Below are 22,310 nucleotides of genomic sequence, written 5' to 3'. Positions count from 1 at the left end.
CATGTGGCGCGGCCAGTACTTCGACGGGCGCAGCAGCCGCGCGCACGCCGTCGAAGTGGCGATCGAGAGGGACGACCTCGTCGTGCGCGGCGCGGACGTACTGCGGCGCGCGCCGCTCGTGCACCTGCGCCTGTCGCCGCGGCTCGGTCGCACGCCGCGCGCGATCGCGTTCGCCGACCGCGCCCAATTGGTGATCGACGACGACCCCACCCTCGACGCGCATTTCGCCTCGACGGACCGCGTGCAGTCGTGGGCCGACCGGCTCGAACGTCGCTGGAAGCTTGCTGCCGTCGCGGTGTTGCTGTGCTTCGCCGCCAGCGTGTTCGCGTTCGAGTTCGGCGTGCCGTGGGTGGCCGAGCGCATCGCGATGCGCATGCCGGCCGGGGTCGAGGCTTCGATCGGTCGCGGCGTGCTCGACCAACTCGACGGCTGGCTCCTCAAGCCGAGCACGTTGGCGCAGGATCGGCAGGACACGCTCGTGCGCGCGTTCCACGGATTGCTCGACGCCGCGCCGAATGAAGAGGCGATGCGCGTGGTGTTCCGCGATGCCCCCGGCGTCGGCGCGAACGCGTTCGCCTTGCCGGGTGGCACGATCGTCGTCACCGACCAGCTGGTCGCGCTGCTCGGCGACGATCGCGAATTCCTCGCCGTGGCCGCGCACGAGCTCGGCCACGAGCGGCATCGCCACGCGTTGCGGCAGGCGCTGCAGGGTTCGGTCGTCGCGGTGGTCGCGGCGATGATGGCCGGCGATGTGAGCTCCGCCAGCACGCTGGTCGTCGCGATGCCGACCTTCCTGCTCAACGGCCGCTATTCGCGCCGATTCGAAAGCGAAGCCGACGAGGCCGCGTTCGCAACGCTCGCCGCACACGGAATATCGCCGCGCTGGTTCGCGACGATCATGCGCAAGCTCGAAGCGAAGCATCCGGATGCGCCGGAACTGGCGTATTTGTCGTCGCATCCGCCGAGCGTCGCGCGCATCGCGTGTGCGGAACAGCGCGCCGATGAATTCGACGCCGCGCAGCCGCCGCTGCACGCGGGTAGCGGGCACTGATCGTCGGAAACACGAAGCGCCGGTGAGCGTGATCGCCAAGCGCGCGGCGGAGCTGCTGCTGCCTTCGTAGGAGCGGCTTCAGCCGCGATGCTTTCTCTGGGCGAAGCGAGAGCATCGCGGCTGAAGCCGCTCCTACGGCAATTGCATGGCATGTGCAGCGGTGGCGCAGCCGCGAATACCACCTCGCAAGTGCGTATCCCGGTCGCGCTTGCAGCGCTCCCGCAAAGGCGTTCAGCCGATCGCCTGCTCGAACTCCGGTACCAGCTTGAACAGGTCGCCGACCAGGCCGAAGTCGGCGATCTCGAAGATCGGCGCCTCGGCGTCCTTGTTGATCGCGACGATCGTGCCGGCGTCCTTGATGCCGGTCAGGTGCTGGATCGCGCCGGAGATGCCGACCGCGATGTACAACTCCGGTGCGATGATCTTGCCGGTCTGTCCCACCTGCAGGTCGCTCGGTACGTAGCCCGCGTCGACGGCGGCGCGCGAGGCGCCGACCGCGGCGCCGAGCTTGTCGGCAAGTGCATAGATGATCTTGAACGCATCCGACGAGCCAAGTGCGCGGCCACCGGAGACGACGCGCGCAGCTGCCTGCAGGTCCGGGCGATCGCTCTTGCCTTGCGCGAGTTCGACGAAGCGCGTGTGGCCGGGCAGCGCGACGTCGAGCGTCAGCGCCTCGACCGGCGCCGCGTTCTCGCCGCTCGCCGCGGCCGCGTACGACGCGGTGCGCACAGTACCGACCAGCATCTGGCCCGCAGGTGCTTCGACCGTGACGATTGCGTTGCCGGCGTAGATCGGCCGCTTGAACGTGTGCGCACCGTCGACTGCGGAGATGTCCGAGACCTGGGCGACAGCGAGCAGTGCGGCGACTCTCGGCAGCACGTCCTTGCCGAACGTAGTGGATGGAGCGAGCACGTGCGTGTAGCCGTTCTTCGCGACGGCAGCGATCTGCGGCGCGTAGATCGCAGCGAGCGGATGCGCATTCTCGGGACGTGCGACGGTCAGCACCTTCGACACGCCGTGGATCTTTTGTCCGTCGTCCGCGATCGCGGCAGGATTGGAGGCGAGCACGAGCACGTCGATCGCCTCGGCCTTCATGTCCTTCGCACAGGTCACGCAGCGCGCGGTGCTGGAATTGAGCTTGCCGTCGAGGTGTTCGGCGACGATCAGGACCTTGCTCATCAGATCAACCCCTTCGCTTTCAGCGCGGACACGAGTTCCGCGACGTCCTTGACCATCACGCCCTTGCTGCGCTTCGCCGGTGGCGCGTAGTGCGTGGTCTTGAGATGATCGCCGGACTCGACACCGAGACTGGCGAACTCGATCGTCTCGATCGGTTTGGACTTCGCCTTCATGATGTCCGGCAGTTTGATGAAGCGCGGTTCGTTGAGGCGCAGATCCGTCGTGATCACGGCGGGCAGGTCGACCTCGATCGTCTCCAGGCCGGCGTCGACCTCACGCGTGACCTTGGCGGCGTCGCCGTTCACTTCGACCTTCGACGCGAACGTCGCCTGCGGACGATCCCACAACGCGGCGAGCATCTGGCCGGTCTGGTTGCAGTCATCATCGATCGCCTGCTTGCCCAGCAGTACGATGCCGGGCTGTTCCTTCTCGACCAGCTTCAGCAGCGCGCGTGCCGCGGTCAGCGGCTGGATCGCGTCGTTGGTGACGACGTGGATCGCGCGGTTCGCGCCCATCGCGAGGCCGTTGCGGATGTGCGCCTGCGCGTCAGCCGGACCGATCGTCGCGACGATGACCTCGCTGGCGATGCCTTTCTCGCGCAACCGTAACGCTTCTTCGAGCGCGATGTCGTCGAACGGATTGGCGGAGAGTTTCACGCCATCGGTGACCACGCCGGAGCCGTCCGGCTTGACCTGGATGCGCACGTTGAAATCGACAACGCGCTTGTAGCCGACCAGGATTTTCATCGGGTGCTGAACCTCGCTGCAGAAGCCGCGCGGCCGCGGGGCCGGCGCAAAGAGACGCGATTTTAGCGGAAACGCGCCGGCGGCGTGGTGCGTGTCGCGGTCCGGCGGCGTGCTCCAGAGTTTTCCACAGCCGCCGTGGATAGCCCTGTGGACAAGCTCGGGATCAAGTGGCGCAAACGACCGTGCGACGCGCTTGTCAATCGGGGGTGGTCAATGCGTGACCAGTTGTAGCGGAGCCGCTCGGTTCGCACGCGCGAGGAGGGTCTGCGCAAAGCGCAACGCCGAACCCGGTGCATGTGCGAAGAATAGCGAGGGCTCGGCGAGCTCCAGCTCGAGAAGGCGTGGCGATCCGTCGTTGTCGTGGATCAGGTCGACGCGTGCGTAGGGCAGCGGCTGCGCAAACGGGATCGCAGCCAGGGTGCGTTCGGCGACCGCGCGTTCCTGCGGCGTCGGTACCCGCGGCGTGATCTGTTCGGTCGCGAACAGATCGGAGGTGGGGCCCTCACCGCGCCTCAGCAGCGGACCCTTGCGGATCGCGTGGCTGTAGCGCCCGTCGAAGAAGATCAGCGCCGTCTCACCGTGTTCGTCGACGCGATCGAGATACGGCTGCATCAGCACGCTGCGGTCGGCATCGAGCAGGCGTCGTACGTGCGCGAGTGCGGCATCGTGCGCGTCGCGCCCGTGGCGCTGCGCGTCGCGCGAGCCCGCGCCGATGGCCGGTTTGATCACGAATTCGTCGAATTCCGCGTGCAGGTCGAGAAAGCGCTCGAGCGCGCGCGCCGCATCCTCCCCCGGCTCGACGAACAGGCTTGGCACGATCAGGATGCCGCGTCCGGCGAGCGCGCCGAGGTAGTGCTTGTCGGTGTTCCAGCGCAACACGTCGAGCGGATTCAGCAGCCGCGTGTGCGCCGCCGTCCGTTCGGCCCAGGCGAGGAATTCGGGCAGGCGCTCGGTGTAGTCCCAGGTCGAGCGCAGCACGGCGAGGTCGACGTGCGACCAGTCCGCCGCCGCATCGTCCCAGTCGATGATCTGGACATGCGTGCCGAGCTCATTCAGCGCCGCGACCAGCGGCGCGAGGTCGTCGTCGAGCGCACGTGCGGCGTGCGCAGTGACGAGCGCGATACGAGGTGATGTCATGCAGCGGCTGCTCCGGATGCAGGAATCGTTGGATGAACCGAGCGCGACCGCGCCCTGCATCCCGCGCCGGTCACGGCCCACGCTTCCGCGGAATCAGAACCTGGCGAAATACGGAGTCACGATCAGCGCCAGCCCGATGATAACCAGCGGCAACGTGCTCGACACGAAATACGGAAACACCATCAGCGCGAGGCCGCATACCAGCGGCACGATCATTCTCTGCTTCTTTCCGTAGATGAAGAAACCGAGCCCGAACGAGCCGAACAACACGCCCCACAGCAACGCTGATTGACCTTCCACGTGGTACCTGCCTTTCGGGGTGGTCCGTTGTGTTCGCGTCCACGCTGCCTTCAGTGGTCGAAACTGTCGACAAACAGGCAATCGGCGAACACGCTCGACGTGCAGGCGATCGCGTGCAGGTTGTCGATGCGCATCACATCCCCGCTCAGGCTCGCCGAGTTCTCCACGCCGATAAGCAATGTGCCGATGCCGCGCGTGGTCGGCTGGGTGAACGTGATCGCAGCCTGGTCGAGCAGGGATACTCCGTTGAGGCGGATCGAGACGAGCCTCTGGTCTGCCGAGGCATCGATCTCCAGCGGCACGATCGCGTTCGGCGTGAACTGGCCAAGCACGGTGTGGAAGGTGCTACCGGTATACGCGGCCAGATAGGGCTGGTCGTTGCCGCTGTAGAGGTCGAGGAACGTGTCCGCGTAGCTGCCCTGCTCCCGCAAGCCGATGACCGGCTGCGACGTTCCGCTGAACTCGACATCGGCGCGGATCTGCACGGTGCCACTTGTCACTTCCTCGCTGCCGAGGAACTCGAATGCGGTCGCCTGCGCACAACACGTCGCGGTATCGCGAATCTGCAGGTTCGGCGTAGGAAACGGCGCAAGGCCGATGATCGCGGTGCCGGCGCCGATCGGCTCGCCGACGGCCGCGCCGCCGGTGCCTGGAGGAGAACCGACAGTCTCCGCGTTGAACGTCGCGTTCAGCAGCACGTGGTCGCCTGCCGTCGACGCGACGGCGAAGCAGAGCAACGACAGGAATGCCGCGCAGCGCGGCATGCATGGATTCACGGCCATGTCTCCTGGACAGTCGCCGCGGTATGTTAAACCCGGCGTCGGCTGGAGGCGACGTATCGGAAGAGCGGCCGACCTCCGCAATGCCTGGCGCCGTTTTCACGGCGCCAGGCGTCATTGCGGAACGGACTTCTATTGCACGGTCAGGGTCAGGTCATCGAGCACGAACGAGGTCTGCAGCTGGCTGTCCTCGGTGCCGGTGAACTTGATCGTCACCGTCTGGCCGATGTAGGTACTGACATCGAGCGTGCGCTGCGCGTACCCGGTGTTGGCATTGAGGTTCGAGTAGGTCGCCAGTGTCTTCAGCACCGTGCCCGAACTGTTCAACACCTGCACCGTCAGCTTGTCGTACGCAGTCGTCGTCGAGGTCTCGGCCGTGTCGATATGCAACCAGAACGCAAGCGTCGCCGTGGTCTTGCCGGCCGGCAGCGCGACCTGCTGCGACAGCGTGTCGGTATGTGCGCTGCCGTAGCCATCGAGCCACGCGAACCACGTGCCGGTGTGTGCGGTCTCGCCGCTGCAGCTGCTGTTGCTGCACAACGCACCCGAGCTGATCGACCACGGCGTCGCGACGCCGCTTTCGAAGCCGGTGTTGCCGAACAGCTGCTGCGGCGTGCCGCCACCCGCGTTCACCGTGAGGCTGATCGTCGCCGTATGGCTGAGCGTGCCGGAAGTACCCGTCACCGTCACCGTCGCGGTTCCGGTCGTGGCGGTGCTGCTCGCCGTCAACGTCAGCGTGCTCGTGCCGGTCGTGTTGGCCGGGCTGAACGCTGCGGTCACGCCGCTCGGCAGACCAGAGGCGGACAGGCTGACACTGCCACTGAAACCGCCCACCGGCGCCACGCTGATCGTGCTGTTGCCGCTGGCGCCCTGGGTCACGCTGACGCTGGCCGGCGAGGCCGACAGCGAATAGTCCGGCGGGGTTGTCGCGTTGACCGTCAGGCTGATCGTGGTCGTGTGGCTGAGCGAACCGGAGGTGCCGGTCACCGTCACCGTTGCGGGCCCGGTCGTCGCCGCGGCGCCGGCAGTCAGGGTAAGCACGCTCGTCCCCGCTGTGATGGCCGGGTTGAACGCGGCGGTCACGCCGCTCGGCAGGCCGGACGCGGACAGATTGACGCTGCCGCTGAATCCGCCGACCGGGGCGACGCTGATCGTGCTGCTGGTGCTGCCGCCCTGGGTCGCGCTGACGCTGGCCGGCGAAGCCGACAGCGAATAGTCCGGCCGGGTCACCGCGTTGACGGTCAGGCCGACCGTGGCCGTGTGCGAAATGCTGCCGGAGGTCGCCGTGACGGTCACCGTCGCGGCGCCCACCGTCGCGGTCGACGATGCGGCGAGAGTGAGCGTGGAGGTCGCATTGCCGCCGGACGCCGGCGTCACCGGGTTCGTCGAGAACGAGGCCGTCACGCCGGTCGGCAGACCGGAAACGCTGAAGGTCGTCGCGGCGCTGAAGCCATTCAGGCTTCCGACCGTGAGCGTGCTGGTGCCGCTCGCACCCTGGTTCACCGACAGCGAGGACGGCGAGGCCGCGACCGAGAAGTCGGGCGTCGGCGTGCCGGCCGCGACCGCGAAGACGAGGTCGTCCGATTCGTCGTACGAGCCCGTGCTGCAGGACGAGGCGCTGCCCTGGTAACGGAAGTGCGCACGCACTGCCTGCAGGCCACCGCTCGGCAAGGTGAAGGTCGTCGAAAGCGCCTGCGCGCCGGCCGCCGAGGGCGTGATCGTGTTGAGGAACACCCATGTCGGGTTGTTCGCGTCAGCGGCGGAGTAGAGGTCCAGCGCATCCGACGTGCTGTCGTAGGCCCACACGGTCGCGGTGACCTTCGCCGTCTTGCCGGCGGTCAGCGGACCGCCATCGGTCGAGGCGATCGCGATGCGGTCATTGGACTCGTCGGAGTGGAATGTTCCGGATGTTCCGTCCGCGCACGAATTGTTGATCGTGTTCGGCTGGTTCGGCTCGACGCCACCGGACATCGTGCCGCGGCCGAGCAGCAGCGTCGGACCGGAGTCACAGGACGAGCCGGTCGTTGCGCACTCGGGCACCTTCAACGCGGCGTTGTAGACCGCAGTCTGGCCGCCACCGCCGCCGCCCGAGGCGACGACCGTCAGGTTGATCGTGGTGGTATGGCTGAGCGAACCCGAGACGCCAGTGACGGTCACGGTCGCCGGACCGGTCGTCGCTGTCGCGGCGGCGGTCAGCGTCAAGGTGCTGGTGCCGGTCGTGCTGGCCGGGCTGAACGCGGCGGTCACGCCGCTCGGCAGGCCCGAGGCCGACAGGTTGACGCTGCCGGTGAAGCCACCCGACGGTGTGACCGTCAGCGTGCTGGTGCCATTGCTGCCCTGGGTCACGCTCACGCTGGCCGGCGCGGCCGACAGCGCGAAGTCCGGGGTGCCCGAACCCGGATTGAAGCGGATGTCGAGGATCGGATGCAGCTCGATCCCGTTCGGCGCCACGCCGGTCTGGCCGTGCTGGAAGTCGAAGAAGCCGACGCCTGTGATCTGCACCGGGATGTTCGCGGTCTGGAAGCTCGTCGTCGTGGTGTATTTCGCATCGAACTGCTGGCGCGCGGTCGTGATGTACGAGGCGAACGGGCTGCCGGTGCCGACGCAGGCCGGATCCGGGATCTCGGTGATCATCGTGTTGCCGCTGGCATCCCGGACAACCAGGTGATAGTCCGAGTCGTTCTCGAGCTTGTATTCGGTCAGCGTGGCGTCGATCACGAACAGGGTCGACTCGGTCGGCTGCACGCGCGAGTTGGCCGGTAGTGTGGCCGGTGCCGGCTGTGAGCGCAGATAGCTGATGGTCTGGATGACCGGGCTGTTGAGATTGACCAGGCCGGCATCGGGATCGGTGCCGGTCTTGACCGACCAGCGCTCGACACCGCAGCTGCCCGACGACGCGCTGGGTGTGGCCATCAGCGCTTCGTGCTCGACGGTGTCCGGCATCACATTGGCCGGGAATTGCAGGTTTTCGGTCGAAGGCTCCAGCGACTGGGCCGATAACAACGAAGTGAACATGCCGCAGGCTGCCGCGATGGCCAACGCCATCGCGTAGATCTTTGGGTTCCGCATGAGGACTCCTCGGTGGAAGTGGATAGCCCACGCTCCCGGGCCATTGAGCCGGTGTGCACAGTCCCTCAACTGTGCGCTACCGATTGCTCGAGGCGTCCCCGCGCCTGAAGCGTCCCAGCTTCGCCATCAGCATAATGTCAGTTCTTTACAAATTCCCATCGTGGAATGAGTCGACTACGCCGAAATGCGTATGTGCGTCTTCATCCTGAAGACCGAAGAATGATTGCGCCCGTCATTTCGTCAGGCTCGCGAAAGGAATCAGCTCGATACCCGGTCGATGCCAGGCAAGCCGAGGTGATACGTTTGCCGAGGCAGATTGGGTGCGGTCGCCATCAACCACAAAGGGGCTCTCCTATGTTCCGCAAGGTGCTTTGCGTTGCGCTGTCGGGAATGTTGGCATCACCGATCGCGCTGGCCGCCAGCCAGCAGCGCATCGAGACGATCACGGCACAGGTGCATGCCGGCATGGCGCTGGCGGCGAACACGCTGCCGACCGCGAGGTCGCACTTCCATCACGTGATCAACTGCCTGGTCGATCCGGACAGCAAGCTGTTCGACAAGCGCGCGGAGAATCCCTGCGCCGGCATGGGTGCGGAGAAGGGCGCGTTGCACGACGAAGCGCAGACGGACGCGCAGAAGAAGGACCTGCAGCATGCGCTGGGCGTCGCCCAGCGCGGCCTGAGCAGCAAGACGCTGGAGGTTGCGCACGTCTACGCCGAATGGCTGTCGGAGATCCTCAAGGACGCCAACACCTGAAGCAGGCCAGCTTAGGGGTGTCGACGGTTCTGCGATCCCAGGAAGCGATAAAAGATGCGCCGTTGTTCGAGGTGGCCAGCACGTGATTGGTCACCGGATCGACGGCGATTCCGGACCATGACCTGCGTCGACAAAGAAACTCACGCTGCAGTCGTTCGACGTCGAATAAGCCGCCGCGTGCGTCGATAGCAGGGCATCGGACCTGATCGGATCAGCAAACGTCTGCAGATCAATGCCGCGAACTGCGTGCGCTGCAAGACCCTGATTCGCTAAGGGCGATTCGCCTCGTCCAACTGCTCGCGCTAATCGCCCATGATTCGCGTCGCTTCTTGCGCCTTCCTTCGACGCCAATTGAAATGACCTTCAATTCGATCTCTATCGCCTTGATCAAGGGTAATGACAACATGCTCTGATGAAGACGGTTTCCGTCGTGTAGCAGTAGTCGTAAAAAACTCCGAGATTAAGCAATTTTGCGACTCGATGATGAAGTCCTCGACGGCGCATGCCAGCTCTATGCAGGCAGTTTGCAATGGCAGCCCAGAGTCGTAAATTGCTTTAAAGTCCTCGGTTGTTGGCGGTGAGCGACTTAGTAATTTCTTGACGTGATCATCAGGAACGAGTTCGTTTGGGATATATGGAACGGCGGCTACATAAAACGCTGGCCACGAGGCGCGAATTTCCTCTCCAATCACAGAGAATGCTAGCTTAAAAATATCGGACCCAGGGAGGGCTACTTCAAAGTCCTCAGCAATGCGGTGCAGTGTCCCTGTGGCAGCCGAGCAATCCTGAAGCATTTTCAGGAGTGATTGGGACGAATATTTCATGGACTCCGGGTTGCTGCGAGCAACCTGAGGGTATTTCCACGTTGTGTCGACTTGTTGAAGGACGCCATGAAGAAGTCCCAGCATTGCGACCACAGGCTCATGCGTGGCTTGGCGTGCTTGAACTATTTCCTTATATAGATCTGAGCGAAACCGTCGTTGCTCTTCAGCACGCTTTGAGTCCAGGGTTGCTTGATTGTTTTGCTGGACTTGCCACATGACAGCCATCGCTGCTATGGCGGCAGCTGTAATAGTGGATAAGGCCTGAACCAGGCTGCTCTTTGATGGATCTCGCGCGCAAACGACTATTAAAACGAGCCCCACAATCGAAATCCCTGGAATCCATAGCTGTGGCCATTTTCGTTTCGAAGCCATATGCCACCTTGTTCAATCACAGGTTCTGGTAGTTCGGTCCGCTGCCGCCTTCCGGCGTCACCCAGGTGATGATCTGGTACGGATCCTTGATGTCGCAGGTCTTGCAGTGCACGCAGTTGGCGGCGTTGATCTGCAGGCGCTTGCCGGCGCTGTCATCGACGATCTCGTAGACGCCGGCGGGGCAGAAGCGCGTGCACGGGTTGCCGTATTCCGAGGCGCAGCGCGTGACGCAGACATTGGTGTCGGCGACGTGCAGGTGGATCGACTGGTCCTCGTCGTGTTCGGTCGCCGCGAAATAGACGCCGGCGAGGCGGTCGCGCGGGGCAAGGCTGCGTTCGACATACGACGGCTGCTTCGGCGACGGCGCGTTCGCATCGGCAGCGGTCGCCGCTTCGGCCGGATCGAGCTTGTCCAGTGACGACCAGTCCGCATGGTTCTTCAAGGTCCACGGCGACAGGCCCACGGTTACCGTTTCCCAGCCCGCGTTGGCGAGACCGAACCACAGCCCCTTGTTGAAGCCGGGGCGGATGTTGCGCACCTTCTTCAGTTCCGCCATCACCGGCGATGCGCGCAGCTTCGCGTCGTAGCCGTCGGCCTTGCCGGCTTCGGCGACATGCGCGGCGGCGAGCATGCCGGAGCGGATCGCCTGGTGCGTACCCTTGATCTTCGGCACGTTCATGAGTCCCGCCGAGTCGCCGATCAGCAGCGCGCCCGGCATCTCGACCTTCGGCAACGATTGATAGCCGCCTTCGATCAGTGCGCGCGCGCCAGCCGAGACGATGCTGCCGCCTTCGAGCAGCGGCTTGATCAGCGCGTGGTTCTTGAACTGCTGAAACGCGTCCCAGGGCTTGAACAGCGGATCGGCGTAGTCGAGGCCGGCGACGAAGCCGATCGCGACGCGATCCTGGTCGAGATGGTAGAGAAAGCTGCCGCCGTAGGTCGTCGTGTTCAGCGGCCAGCCGAGCGTGTGCATGACCTTGCCGGCTTCGACACGGCCCGCGGGCAACTGCCAGAGTTCCTTGATGCCGATGCCGTAGGTCTGCGGATCGCAGTCCTTGTCGAGCGCGTATTTCGCGATCAGCTGCTTGCTCAAGGATCCACGGCAGCCCTCGGCGAGCACGGTCAGCGGCGCCTTGATGTCGATGCCTTGCGTATAGCCGGGCTTGTGAGAACCATCCTTGGCCACGCCCATGTCGCCGATGCGCACACCGCAGACCGCGCCGTTGTCGTCGAACAGGGGCTCGGACGCGGCGAAGCCCGGATAGATCTCGACGCCGAGCGCCTCCGCCTGCGGCGCCAGCCACGCACACAGTGCGCCGAGCGAGACGATGAAGTTGCCGTGGTTGTGCATCTGCGGCGGCGTGACCGGCGACTTCGTCGCTCGCTGCGCATCGCGCAGCCACCAGAACTCGTCCTTCGTCACCGGCACGCAGATCGGTGGCGGATTCTTGCCCCATTCGGGCAGCAGCTCGTTCAGCGGCTCCGGCTCGATCACCGCACCGGAGAGGATCTGCGCGCCGACCGTCGACGCTTTCTCGATCACGCAGACACGGATGTCGGGCTTGAGCTGCTTCAAGCGGATCGCGAACGCCAGTCCGGCCGGTCCGGCGCCGACGGTGACGACGTCGTATTCCATGATGTCGCGTTCGCTCATTGCTGGCTCCGGCTCGCGTGTGTGAATGGCGATTGTCCGGCTTTGGCACGAATGCGGCAAACGACGCGCTCGTTCGCCGTGCGGCAGGCATAATCGCACTCGAACACGGGCCAAAGAATCAAGAACAATGAACGATCCGGCCAACGGCAACGATCTGCGCGGCGCGGCTGCGTTCCAGCAACTGCACTGGCTCGCGAGCGGACGCATCGACAGCGTGCGCCTGACCACCGCGTACCTCGCCGCGATCGCGCGCCAGAACCCGCGCCTCAACGCCTATCTGGCGCTCGACGACAGCGCTGCCGCACAGGCCGCGGCCAGCGACGCGCGCCGCCGCGAAGGCCGCACGATCGGCCGCCTCGACGGCCTCACCGTCGCGATCAAGGACAACTTCGATGTCGCCGGCCTGCCGACCACCGCCGGTCTGCCCGGTCGCCACCATCGCACGGCGCACACCGATGCCAGCGCGGTCGCGCGCCTGCGCGCGGCCGGCGCGGTGATCCTCGGCAAGACCAACCTCGACGAGGGCGCGCTCGGCACGTTCAGCGCGAATCCGCATTACGGCGCCGTGCAGAACCCGCTGCGCGCCGACTACACCGCCGGCGGTTCGTCCGGCGGTTCCGCTGCCGCGGTCGCCGCCGGCCTGTGCAGCTTCGCGCTCGGCAGCGACACGCTCGGCTCGGCGCGCATTCCGGCCAACCACTGTGGCGTGTTCGCGCTGAAGCCGACCCACGGCGAGATCTCCACGCGCGGCATGGTGCGCGCGGCGCGCCGGCTCGACTGCGTCGGCATCCTCGCGCGTTCGATCGAGGACCTCGCCATCGTCGTGCAGGTGCTCGACGCGCACGATCCGGACGATCCGCGTTCGCGCCGCCGCCGCGTGCCGCTGGCCACGCCGGACTGGGAACCGGGCCGCCTGCGCAGCGCGTTCGCGCGCGATCTCGGTGCGTTCGGCGTCGTTCCCGAAGTGCGCGCAGTGTTCGATGCTGCGGTCGAGCGCATCGGCAGCGTGTTCGGCAACCGCGTCGACCTCGACTTCTCAGACCACGACCTCGGCCGCACACGCCGCGCCGCGCTGCTGGTCATGGAGAGCGAGCTCGGTGTGGAATTCGCCGATGACCTCGCCGATCGCGCGCATCCGCTGTCGCCGCGCCTGCGCTCGATGCTGGATTTCGCGAAGGCGAAATCCGCGGTCGACTACGCCGCCGCAGACCGCATGCTCGACGCGACCGTGCTCAAGGCGCGCCGCATGTTCGAGGACATCGACGTGTTGGTGCTGCCGACCGTGGCGCACGGCGCCTATCCGCTCGCCGATGGCGAACGCGCGAACGACGCCGACCTGACCGCATTCGCGAATCTCGCCGGCTGCCCCGCGGTCAGCCTGCCGATGGGCACGCTGCCGGATGGCCTGCCGGTCGGCCTGCAACTGGTCGGTCGCCCCGGCGCGGATCTGCGCCTGCTCGAACTCGCCGCGATCTGCGCGGCCACCCTGGACGCGGTGCCGGTTTATCCGGTGTTGCAGAGGGCGTGAATCTTGCGCCGACGCTGACGGCCTGCGTCGCTCCTCATCACGCGTATTCCGTTCCGCGCCCTCTCGCCGTGATTTCACGCGCGGCGAGTGCGCCAATCAAAACTTGTGTGACGATCGCTTCTGGAACTGTGAGGAACAGCACAGTTCTCGGCTAAAATCGGTGCTGGGAGACCCCTGAGCGCCGTCGTCATTCCCGCGAAAGCGGGGAGGAGCGCCTTCGCGCGTGACGGCAAGGTTTGTTCGGATCTCCCTGGCTTTGCTGCTCGAGCCGCGCTTCGGGCCCGAGGTGCGGATTTTCGATTTTTTCAGGGGGAAGCATGTCGAGTTCTGTGGGTGGCCCGCGTCGCCGCGTCGTTGTGGCGCAGTCTTTTTCGTCTCGGCCATCGCGCTCAGGCTGCGATTCCATGGTGCGCTGCCTGGCGCTGTTGCTCGGCCTCGTCATTGCGGTGATCGCCCCCGCTTGCTTCGCCGAGGGCAGCCGAACGCTCTATCCGTCGACCTACAACGCGGCAGGCTGGCGCGCGGATCTCGACCTGACGGGGGGAGCCGGCCTGTATGCGGGCGTCGCCGCCCGGCGCCAGTTCCTTTATGTGTATGCGCAGGCCGGCGAGTACATCCTGCTCGGTTCGAGCAATCGCGCCAATGGCGGCGACGTCGTCGTGTACAACCCGCAGTCGTTCGGCGCCAAGGGCAACGAGACGATTCCGGGGACGGCGAACTTCACCTGTGGTGCGGCCACTCCGCCCGCCGGCAGCTTTTCAGGCGGCACGCTCGGAAGGATCGCCGCCCGCGCCAACGAACTCGCCGGACCGAACAGCGCAGACAACTCCGTCACGCTGACCAATGGCTATGCGCCGTGCGCCTACAAGGCGCCCAACTCCGGCATCTACGGAGTCCTGTTCAGCGTCGCTACCAGCGGCGGCAGTGGTCCCACCGGTTCCGTGGCGACCTTGCACGTGGGCAACAACACGGTGGCCGCATGGGACGTCACGGTGCGCGCCAATGCTACCTCTACGACCGACATCGACGGCCGCGTGTTCACCTACGGCTTGATCGCCTTCACCGGCGGCAACAGCAGGCCGGTCTACCACACCTTGTACTACGCCACGCCGGACGGCTCGCGCTACCAGCAGGACATGCAGGGTCTGGATCCGAACGGGTACGCGCTGTGGGGCAACGTGTCCGGTTTCCTCGACAACGGCCAGCCGCTCTACAAGGATCTGCGTGGCGCCAACCAGTTGGTCGCTACCGGGTTCCCGGCGGAAATCAGCCCGCAGGCGCCGCAGGCGCCGGTGTTCTTCAATTCGATCGATCCCAGCGGAGCCAACGCGGCACAGTCTGCGCTGGTCCTGCAGGCGCTGGGCATTCCGCTGACGCCGCCTTCGCCGCAGTTGGGCAATCTCGCGTTCAACGGTGTGCAGACCGGCAACCAGACCTATGTGGGCGGCGGCGGTACCTTCACGTTCACCACCCAGAACCTCACTTCGTACCTGATCGTCGTCAGCGCCGGCATCGATTACGATCCCGGCAACCCGGCCAACGCGACGCTCCAGGGCCTTGCGCCCGATGGCGTCAACAGCGTGACGTGGAACGGGCTCAACAATAGCGGCACCGCGTTTCCGACAGGCAACTTCAATTTCCGCATCATCGGCCGCAATGGCGAAATCCATTTCCCGATCATCGATGCCGAGGGCAACGCCAACGGCGGCCCGATCCTGACCAAACTCAACGGCGCGTCCGGGGATCACACGGTCTACTACGACGATCGCGGCTACGTGACTCGCAACGGCGTGGCCGTCGGAACACTGAACGGGCTGCTGTGTCCGGCCAATCCGCCGGTTCCACCCGCGCCGAATCAATCGCTGCTCGGCCTGGATTCCAGTGCAAAGGCATTCTCCGGTCCCAACTGCAACGGTGGCACGGGAGCGTGTTACTACCGTTATTGGCCGGGTAACAGCAACACGAACGTCGATTGCACCGGCGCGTTCGGCGACGCCAAGGGTCTGGATCTGTGGGCCTACCAGCAGACGACTCCGCAGATCCTGCCGATCGTCATCAACCCGACGCCGCCCGCCGCGAACGTCGCAACCAGCGTCAGCGTGCCGCCGAGCGCCTACCCCGGCGCTACTGTGAACGGCTCCTTCAACTTCCAGAACGTCGGTGGTACGAGCGCGACCGGCGTCGTGTACACGGCAGTCATCGGCACCCCGGGCAACTGTCCCACGAATCTGGTGTTTCCGTTGCTGCCGGCCGGGGTCACATTCACCTACAACAGCAGCACCTGCGCGGTGACTCTGAACGGGATGCCGACGACACTGACCGCTGGCCAGAGCCTCAATTTCAATTTCTCCTACACGGCACCGAACTCCGGCAGCGTGCCGGTCTCGACGACGATCAGCTCCACGAATGGCGGCAACGCCAATGCCTCGGGCACGACGATCATCATCGTTGCCGACGTCACCACCAGCGTGAGCGTTCCGGCAACGGCGCCGGGTGGCTCCACGGTTAACGGCACGATCACCTATGGCAATGCCTCGGCGGCCACAGCGACGGCCAATGGCGTCACCTATACCGCGACGATTGGCACAGCGGGGAGCTGTCCCGCCGGCATGACCTTTCCGACGCTGCCTGCCGGTGTGACCGCGAGCTACAACACCAGCAGTTGCCAGGTCACGTTCTCGGGCCTGCCGGCTTCGCTGACGCCGGGCCAGACCCTCAGCATCGGCTTCCAGTACACCGGCCCCGTCTCGGGCACGGTGCCGGTCTCCTCGACGATCGGCACGACCACGCCGGAAAGCAATACGGCGAACAACACCAGCTCCGGCGCGACCGTATTCAGCGCGGCGCCTAACGTGACGCTGACCAAGGTGGGTCCGGCCACGGCAGCGCAGGGCCAGAACTTCAGCTACACGCTGACCGCAACCAACAGCGGCCAGGTCGCAACCGCGACGAGCATCGTCGTGCAGGATCAGTTGCCGGCGAACGTCATCGCCCAATCGGTGACCGGCGCGAATTGCGGAACGCTGCCGAGCGCGGCCGGCGCGCTGTTGACATGCAGCGTCGTGGGGCCGATCGCCGCGAACGGCGGGACCGCGAGCTTCACGCTGACGGTGAGCGCATCGAGCGCGGGCGCGATCACCAATTACGCGGCGACGAATCCGGCCGGCAGCGGCAACCCGCCGAGTCCGCCCGGGTCGGGCTGCAACGCGGCGACCACGAGTTGCGCGAGTGCGCCGACGACGATCAACACGATGGCCGATCTGGCGGTGACGAAGATCGCCAATCCGGCGAGCACGTACCTGCCGGGCCAGTCGCTGAACTACACGATCACGGTGACCAACAACGGGCCGAGCGACGTGAGCGGTGTGTCGGTGACCGACACGGTGCCGGCCACGTTAACGGTAAGCGGTTGGACGTGTTCGACGGCAAGTGCCGGCGCGGATTGCGACACGACGAGTCCGGGCACTGGCGCGACCGGAGCCACCAATGCGATCACGTTGAACAACGTCAGCCTGCCGGCCGGCGCGAGCATCAGCATCGCGGTGAATGGCACCGCGGCGCTGTCGGCGACGGGTTCGATCACCAACAGCGTGACAGCGACACCGCCAGCGAGTGCGACCTGCAGCACGCCCCCCTGCGCGCGCACGGCACAGGTGACGAACACCAATACCGGCGCGCCGCAGCTGTCGATCGCCAAGAGTGCGACACCGAATGCGTTCGCGGTCGGACAGAGCGGCACGTACTCGCTGCTCGTGGGCAACAACGGTAGCTCGGCCACGGTCGCGCCGATCACGGTGAGCGATCCGTTGCCGGCAGGCATCACGACCACGGCGGCACCGAGTGGCACGGGATGGGACTGCTCGGCCAGCACGAGCACGCAGATCAGCTGCACGACGGTGACGGTGTTGTTGCCCGGTTCGAATGCGCCGGTGATCAATGCGCCGGTCGCGATCGCGGTGGGGACCGCTTCGCCGGCGACCAACACCGCGACGGTGAACGGCGGGGGCGACGCGACGTGTCCGGGAGCCGCGCATTGCCAGAGCACGATCCAGACGCCGATCAATGCGCCGCTGATCAACGTGACCAAGATCCTGCAGGGCAGCCTGATCGTCGGCGTGCCGACAAGTTATGTGATCACGGCGACCAACAACGGTCAGGCCGCAACCCTGGCCGGCACGCTCACCGATACGATCCCGACCGGCCTGACGATCGGCACCTTGCCCATCGGCTGCAGTGCCAGCGGTCAGGCAGTGACGTGCACGTTGCCGGCCGGCATCGCCACGGGCGGTTCGGTGACCTACACGATCCCGGTCACGCCGCAGGCGGCGACGAACGGCAGCAACGTTAGCAACACCGCAGTCGCGAACGGCGGCGGCGATCCGAGTTGTCCGGGCGCAGGCCATTGCGACGGCACCACGACGAACACGGTGACCGCGCCGCAGTTGAAGCTGACCAAGACGGCAAACCCGGCCACGTTCGTTGTGGGGCAGCCGGCGACCTACACGTTGACGCTCACCAACACCGGCACCGCGGCGACAACGGCGCAGACGACGATCACGGACACGGTCCCGACCGGTCTGACCCTTGGCACGATGCCGGCGGGTTGCACGGCGAGCGGCCAGACGGTGACCTGCACGATCGCGTCGGGGCTGGCGACGAACAGCCCGGTCAGCTTCGTGATCCCGGTGACACCGCAGGCAGGCGTGAACGGCCAGTCGGTCGTGAACACGGCGGGCGCGACCGGCGGTGGGGATCCCGGTTGCGTCGACGGCACGCCGGTATCGAGCCTGCCCGCGCGTTGCGTCGGCAGCGTGACGACGCCGGTGAACGCGCCGCAACTGACGATCGTCAAGACGGCGAGTGCATCGAGCTTCGTGGTCGGCGTGCCGGCGAGCTACACCTTGCAGGTGACCAACACCGGCACGGCGACGACGACCGCGGCGAGCACGGTGACCGACGTGATCCCGGGCAATCTGGCGATCGGAACCCTGCCAGCCGGTTGTGCAGCGAGCGGACAACAGGTGACCTGCATGATCGCGAGCGGCCTGCTGACCAACAGTCCAGCGAGCTTCGTGATCCCGGTGACGCCGACCGCGGCCGCGAGCGGCAGCACGCTGACGAACACGGCAACCGTGTCGGGCGGCGGGGATCCGACCTGTCCGACCACGGCGAACTGTACGAGCACGGTGACGACGCCCGTCAACGCGCCGCAACTGACGATCATCAAGACCGCGAGCACCGCGAACTTCGTGGTTGGCGTGCCGGCGAGCTACACCTTGCAGGTGACCAACACCGGCACGGCCGCGACGACCGCGGTGAGCACGGTGACCGACAACGTGCCGAGTACGTTGAGCATCGGGACGTTGCCGGCGGGCTGCACGGCGAGCGGTCAGGCCGTCACCTGCACGATCGCGGTGGGTCTGGCGTCGGGCGCAGCGAACGCGGTGAGCTTCGTGATTCCGGTGACGCCGACCGCGGCCGCCAGCGGCAGCACGCTGTCGAACACGGCCACGGTGTCGGGTGGTGGCGATCCAACGTGTCCGGCGGCTGCGCACTGCGCAAGCACGGTGACGACACCGGTGAATGCGCCGCAATTGACGATCGTCAAGACGGCGAGTGCGGCGAACTTCGTGGTCGGCGTGCCGGCGAGCTACACCTTGCAGGTGACCAACACCGGCACCGCTGCGACAACGGCCGTGAGTACGGTGACCGACAACGTACCGAGCAGCTTGACGATCGGCACCTTGCCGGCGAGCTGCGTGGCGAGCGGTCAGGCCGTCACCTGCACGATCGTGGCGGGCTTGGCGACGAGCGCTTCAGTGAGCTTCGTGATCCCGGTGACACCGACGGCGGCGGCGAGCGGCAGCACGCTGTCGAACACGGCGACGGTATCAGGCGGTGGCGATCCGACGTGTCCGGCAGCAACGCATTGCGCAAGCACAGTGACGACGCCGGTCAATGCGGTGGCCGACCTGGCGGTCGTCAAGACCGGCCCTGCACAGCTGGTCGCCGGCGCGAACGCGACCTTTACGCTGACCGTGACGAACAACGGTCCCAACACGGCGCTCGCGGTGCAACTGGGCGATCCGACGCCGGCCGGCCTCAGCTTCGTCTCCGCATCGACCCCGTGCCAGAGCGGCTTCCCGTGCACACTCGGCGATCTGCCGAACGGTGCAAGCACGATCGTGAGCGTGACGTTCGCGGTCGCCGCGAACGCCAGCGGCAGCATCTCCAATACCGCGAACGTGTCGTCGCCAACGACTGATCCGAACCTGGCCAACAACAGCAGCACCGTCACGGTCCCGGTAGTGGCCGCGCCGACTTCGGCGGACCTGTCGTTGACAAAGACAGGCCCCTCCAGCGTGACGGCTGGCGGGACCGTCGCATACACGATCGTGGTCGCGAACCATGGTCCGAACGCAGCGGCGAACGTGGTTGTGTCCGATCCGACGCCGGCGGGACTGACTTTTGTCGCCAACACGGGTGCCTGCGCGACCGCGTATCCGTGTGCGCTGGGCACGCTCGCGAACGGCGCCAGCGTAACGATCACGAGCACGTATGCGGTACCGTCCGGCTATGCCGGCGCGAACCCGATCGTGAACACCGCGACCGTCGGCAGCGACACGCCGGATCCGAATGGCACGAACAATGTCGGCAGCGCGACAACGCCGGTGATCGCGCCGGCCGTATCGGCCGATCTATCGATCGTGAAGACCGGGCCGGTCACCGCAACCGCAGGTTCAAGCGTGACCTACGCGCTCGTGGTCGCCAATCATGGCCCGAACGCGGTGCCCGACGCGGTGATCACCGATCCGACACCAGCGGGCCTCGCGTTCGTCTCGGCGAGTGCACCGTGCGCAAGCGGCTTCCCGTGCACGCTCGGCGCGCTCGCGAACGGCGCGAGCAGGTCGCTCACGGTCACCTATGCGATCAATCCAGGCTTCAGCGGCAGCATCGTCAACAACGCGAGCGTGAGTTCGGCGACGGTTCCGGACCCGACCCCGAACAACAACTCGGGCACGGCGACGACCACGGTCAGCGGCGGTGGTCCGGGCGCGCCTGTCGAGCCGGTGCCGCTCGATGCGCGCTGGATGCTCGTGCTGATGGGTCTGTTGCTGATGCTGGTCGGTGCGCCGCTCGCGCGGCGTCGACGCTGATCCCCACGCGGTGCGCGCCGTTCAGGCGCGCACCGCGCGATCGGACGCCGATTGCGTTGTGCCTGTGCTGAAGCACGGTGTCGAGCCGTTGCGGCGCATGAAGGGCGATCAGCTACGCTGCGCGGCATGAAGGACGATTCCAGCCGCCAGCGATCCGCCCTCGCATTCGAGGCTCTGGCGTTGCCCGGTGCCGACGTGCGCTACGTCGCGAACGCCTGGCCGCGCGCCGAGGCGGATGCGCTGTTCGCGGCGTTTCGCGCCGAGATTCCGTGGAGCACGCATCGCCTGAATCTGTTCGGCCGCGAGGTCGAGTCGCCGCGCCTCTCGTGCTGGATCGGCGATCCCGACGCGGTCTACACCTACTCCGGCACGCGCTTCGAACCGCTGCCGTGGACGCCGACCGTCGCGGCATTGCGCGACGATCTCGCGACGCGCCTCGGCGTGCGTTTCAACAGCGTGCTCGCAAACCTGTACCGCGACGGCCGTGACTCGATGGGCTGGCACAGCGACGACGAACCCGAACTCGGCGCGCGACCGGTGATCGCGTCGCTCAGCTTCGGCGCCGAACGCACGTTCCGTCTGCGCTCGCGCGCGACGCGCAAGACCGTGCTCTCGATCGAACTCGCGCACGGCGGCCTGCTGGTGATGGCCGGCGGCACGCAGCGGCTCTACCAACACGCGCTCCCAAAACGCGCACGCGTCGAAGCGCCGCGCATCAACCTGACGTTCCGGCGGATTGGCGAGATTCGCGACGTGCCGACCTAGCCGGTCTACGTTCGTGCAGGTCTCGTAGGTGGCAGACGCCCACTGTTACACCCTCGCTTCCGCCCCGGTAACTCATACAGTGTCGGTTTCGCCATGTTGCACCCCTAACCGGCGAATCCTCGGACGCGGACACATGACGCAAGGTGCCGATGGGTCTGCAGAAATTCGCTTGACCTCACCGTGGTGTTCATGAACGATCGCGTGCAACACCCCGGATGCGGGGTCTATTTGTAGTTAGGCTGCATTTGCATGGATCGCGAAACATCACCGCAAGAGCTCATCGCGAATCTACGCCGCTTGGCAGTGCGGGAGCCCGCTGACGTCGAGCAGCTCGATCCGCTAGTAACGGAATGCGTAGCGCTAAAGCTGCATATCAGCGCATCACCTTCGCTGGCAAACAGCACGCCTGAGATCGTGTGGCACTTTCTGTCCGACGCTGACATTCGCTTCAAGGATCATCGGTGCGCAAAAGCGCAGCTTACCGGCCTCTTGTCCGTTCTCGCACAGTGGGAGCGTCAAAGCGCGGCCTAACTATTCGCTCAGCGGACCGCCGCGACGGGTTGCGGTATCCTAATGCTCTTCGCGGCAGCGGCCGCTTAGCTCAGGCGTTAGGCGCTAAGGGGAGATCTGATGGGAAAGCGCGTCTATGGAGTATTGCTGCACGATCAGGCGTACATAGACTTCGCCGGAGCAATCGCTCCGTTCGTGAGCGAGGGGCCAATTGGCAAGTACATTTACTGCGCCACTGCCGACACATCGGGCCAGTACTTCCGCATGGTCGTAGAGGGCAAGGCCAATGATGACTCAACGTTTGAGGCAGAGATCCAAATCCCGCATGGCTACGTCAAGTTCGTCATCGTGTACCCGGAAGAGAAGAAATTTGGGTTTGCAGGCGAGTAGCTGCGCGCCTAACAATTCATTCAAGCCGACGGGATAGTTCCTACGGTTTAGTGGACACCCTGAACTCACCCTTCAGGAGTGATCACGATGCCA

At 65.8% G+C, this 22,310-nt stretch carries 15 protein-coding genes; 7 read left to right on the top strand and 8 right to left on the bottom strand.

Translation table 11 applies throughout. The features are described from left to right. The first annotated feature begins 1 nt into the window (after position 1). The gene (locus ABD002_RS12965) at positions 2-1,051 is read left to right on the top strand and encodes a M48 family metallopeptidase (protein WP_343791751.1); all 1,050 of its coding nucleotides are present in this window, start codon (positions 2-4) and stop codon (positions 1,049-1,051) included. Between the two features lie 231 nt (positions 1,052-1,282). Here the strand turns inward: ABD002_RS12965 and ABD002_RS12960 are convergent, their stop codons facing one another. The 6 genes from ABD002_RS12960 to ABD002_RS12935 form a co-directional block, all read right to left on the bottom strand. Further along, positions 1,283-2,230 (bottom strand): electron transfer flavoprotein subunit alpha/FixB family protein, encoded by a 948-nt coding sequence (locus tag ABD002_RS12960; protein WP_343791749.1) that lies wholly within the window; start codon positions 2,228-2,230, stop codon positions 1,283-1,285. Then, positions 2,230-2,976 (bottom strand): electron transfer flavoprotein subunit beta/FixA family protein, encoded by a 747-nt coding sequence (locus tag ABD002_RS12955; protein WP_343791747.1) that lies wholly within the window; start codon positions 2,974-2,976, stop codon positions 2,230-2,232. Before ABD002_RS12955 ends, ABD002_RS12960 begins: the two co-directional genes overlap by 1 nt. A gap of 210 nt (positions 2,977-3,186) precedes the next feature. Then, positions 3,187-4,113 carry an ATP-grasp domain-containing protein gene (locus ABD002_RS12950; RefSeq protein WP_343791745.1) on the bottom strand — a complete coding sequence of 309 codons (927 nt, stop codon included), beginning with the start codon at positions 4,111-4,113 and terminating at the stop codon, positions 3,187-3,189. A 93-nt stretch (positions 4,114-4,206) separates the two neighbouring features. Further along, on the bottom strand, positions 4,207-4,413 hold the full coding sequence (locus ABD002_RS12945; RefSeq protein WP_343791743.1) for a hypothetical protein: 207 nt from the start codon (positions 4,411-4,413) through the stop codon (positions 4,207-4,209). 50 nt (positions 4,414-4,463) lie between these two features. Continuing rightward, a complete protein-coding gene (locus ABD002_RS12940) occupies positions 4,464-5,189 on the bottom strand; it encodes a hypothetical protein (RefSeq protein ID WP_343791741.1) in 726 nt (241 codons plus the stop codon). 135 nt (positions 5,190-5,324) lie between these two features. After that, entirely contained in the window at positions 5,325-8,261 is a 2,937-nt protein-coding gene (locus ABD002_RS12935) for a beta strand repeat-containing protein (protein WP_343791739.1), read from the bottom strand. A 354-nt stretch (positions 8,262-8,615) separates the two neighbouring features. Here ABD002_RS12935 and ABD002_RS12930 point away from each other — a divergent pair, with 354 nt between their 5' ends. Next, positions 8,616-9,017: a hypothetical protein gene (locus tag ABD002_RS12930; RefSeq protein WP_343791737.1), complete on the top strand. Its 402-nt coding sequence runs from the start codon at positions 8,616-8,618 to the stop codon at positions 9,015-9,017. 302 nt (positions 9,018-9,319) lie between these two features. On the opposite strand, the gene ABD002_RS12925 is transcribed toward ABD002_RS12930, so the two are convergent. Together ABD002_RS12925 and ABD002_RS12920 are read right to left on the bottom strand one after the other, a co-directional pair. Further along, on the bottom strand, positions 9,320-10,213 hold the full coding sequence (locus tag ABD002_RS12925) for a hypothetical protein (protein ID WP_343791735.1): 894 nt from the start codon (positions 10,211-10,213) through the stop codon (positions 9,320-9,322). Positions 10,214-10,229: 16 nt separating this feature from the next. Next, complete coding sequence (locus ABD002_RS12920) at positions 10,230-11,867, bottom strand: electron transfer flavoprotein-ubiquinone oxidoreductase (RefSeq protein WP_343791733.1); 1,638 nt, start codon at positions 11,865-11,867, stop codon at positions 10,230-10,232. A gap of 127 nt (positions 11,868-11,994) precedes the next feature. On the opposite strand from ABD002_RS12920, the gene ABD002_RS12915 reads away from it, so the two are divergent. From ABD002_RS12915 to ABD002_RS12895, 5 genes are all read left to right on the top strand, one after another. Further along, on the top strand, positions 11,995-13,395 hold the full coding sequence (locus ABD002_RS12915) for an amidase (RefSeq protein ID WP_343791731.1): 1,401 nt from the start codon (positions 11,995-11,997) through the stop codon (positions 13,393-13,395). 404 nt (positions 13,396-13,799) lie between these two features. Continuing rightward, the gene (locus tag ABD002_RS12910) at positions 13,800-20,552 is read left to right on the top strand and encodes a DUF7507 domain-containing protein (protein ID WP_343791729.1); all 6,753 of its coding nucleotides are present in this window, start codon (positions 13,800-13,802) and stop codon (positions 20,550-20,552) included. Between the two features lie 126 nt (positions 20,553-20,678). Further along, complete coding sequence (locus tag ABD002_RS12905) at positions 20,679-21,317, top strand: alpha-ketoglutarate-dependent dioxygenase AlkB family protein (protein ID WP_343791727.1); 639 nt, start codon at positions 20,679-20,681, stop codon at positions 21,315-21,317. Between the two features lie 249 nt (positions 21,318-21,566). Next, positions 21,567-21,848, top strand: coding sequence for a hypothetical protein (locus ABD002_RS12900; RefSeq protein WP_343791725.1), 282 nt, complete (start codon positions 21,567-21,569; stop codon positions 21,846-21,848). A gap of 99 nt (positions 21,849-21,947) precedes the next feature. Beyond that, the gene (locus ABD002_RS12895; RefSeq protein ID WP_343791723.1) at positions 21,948-22,217 is read left to right on the top strand and encodes a hypothetical protein; all 270 of its coding nucleotides are present in this window, start codon (positions 21,948-21,950) and stop codon (positions 22,215-22,217) included. The last annotated feature ends 93 nt before the right edge of the window (positions 22,218-22,310 follow it).

Origin of the sequence: Dokdonella soli (genome assembly GCF_039523175.1) — a bacterium.
Lineage (GTDB): Bacteria > Pseudomonadota > Gammaproteobacteria > Xanthomonadales > Rhodanobacteraceae > Dokdonella_A > Dokdonella_A soli.
Note: the sequence above shows the minus strand (reverse complement) of the source record. Positions and strands in the feature narration are given on the sequence as shown.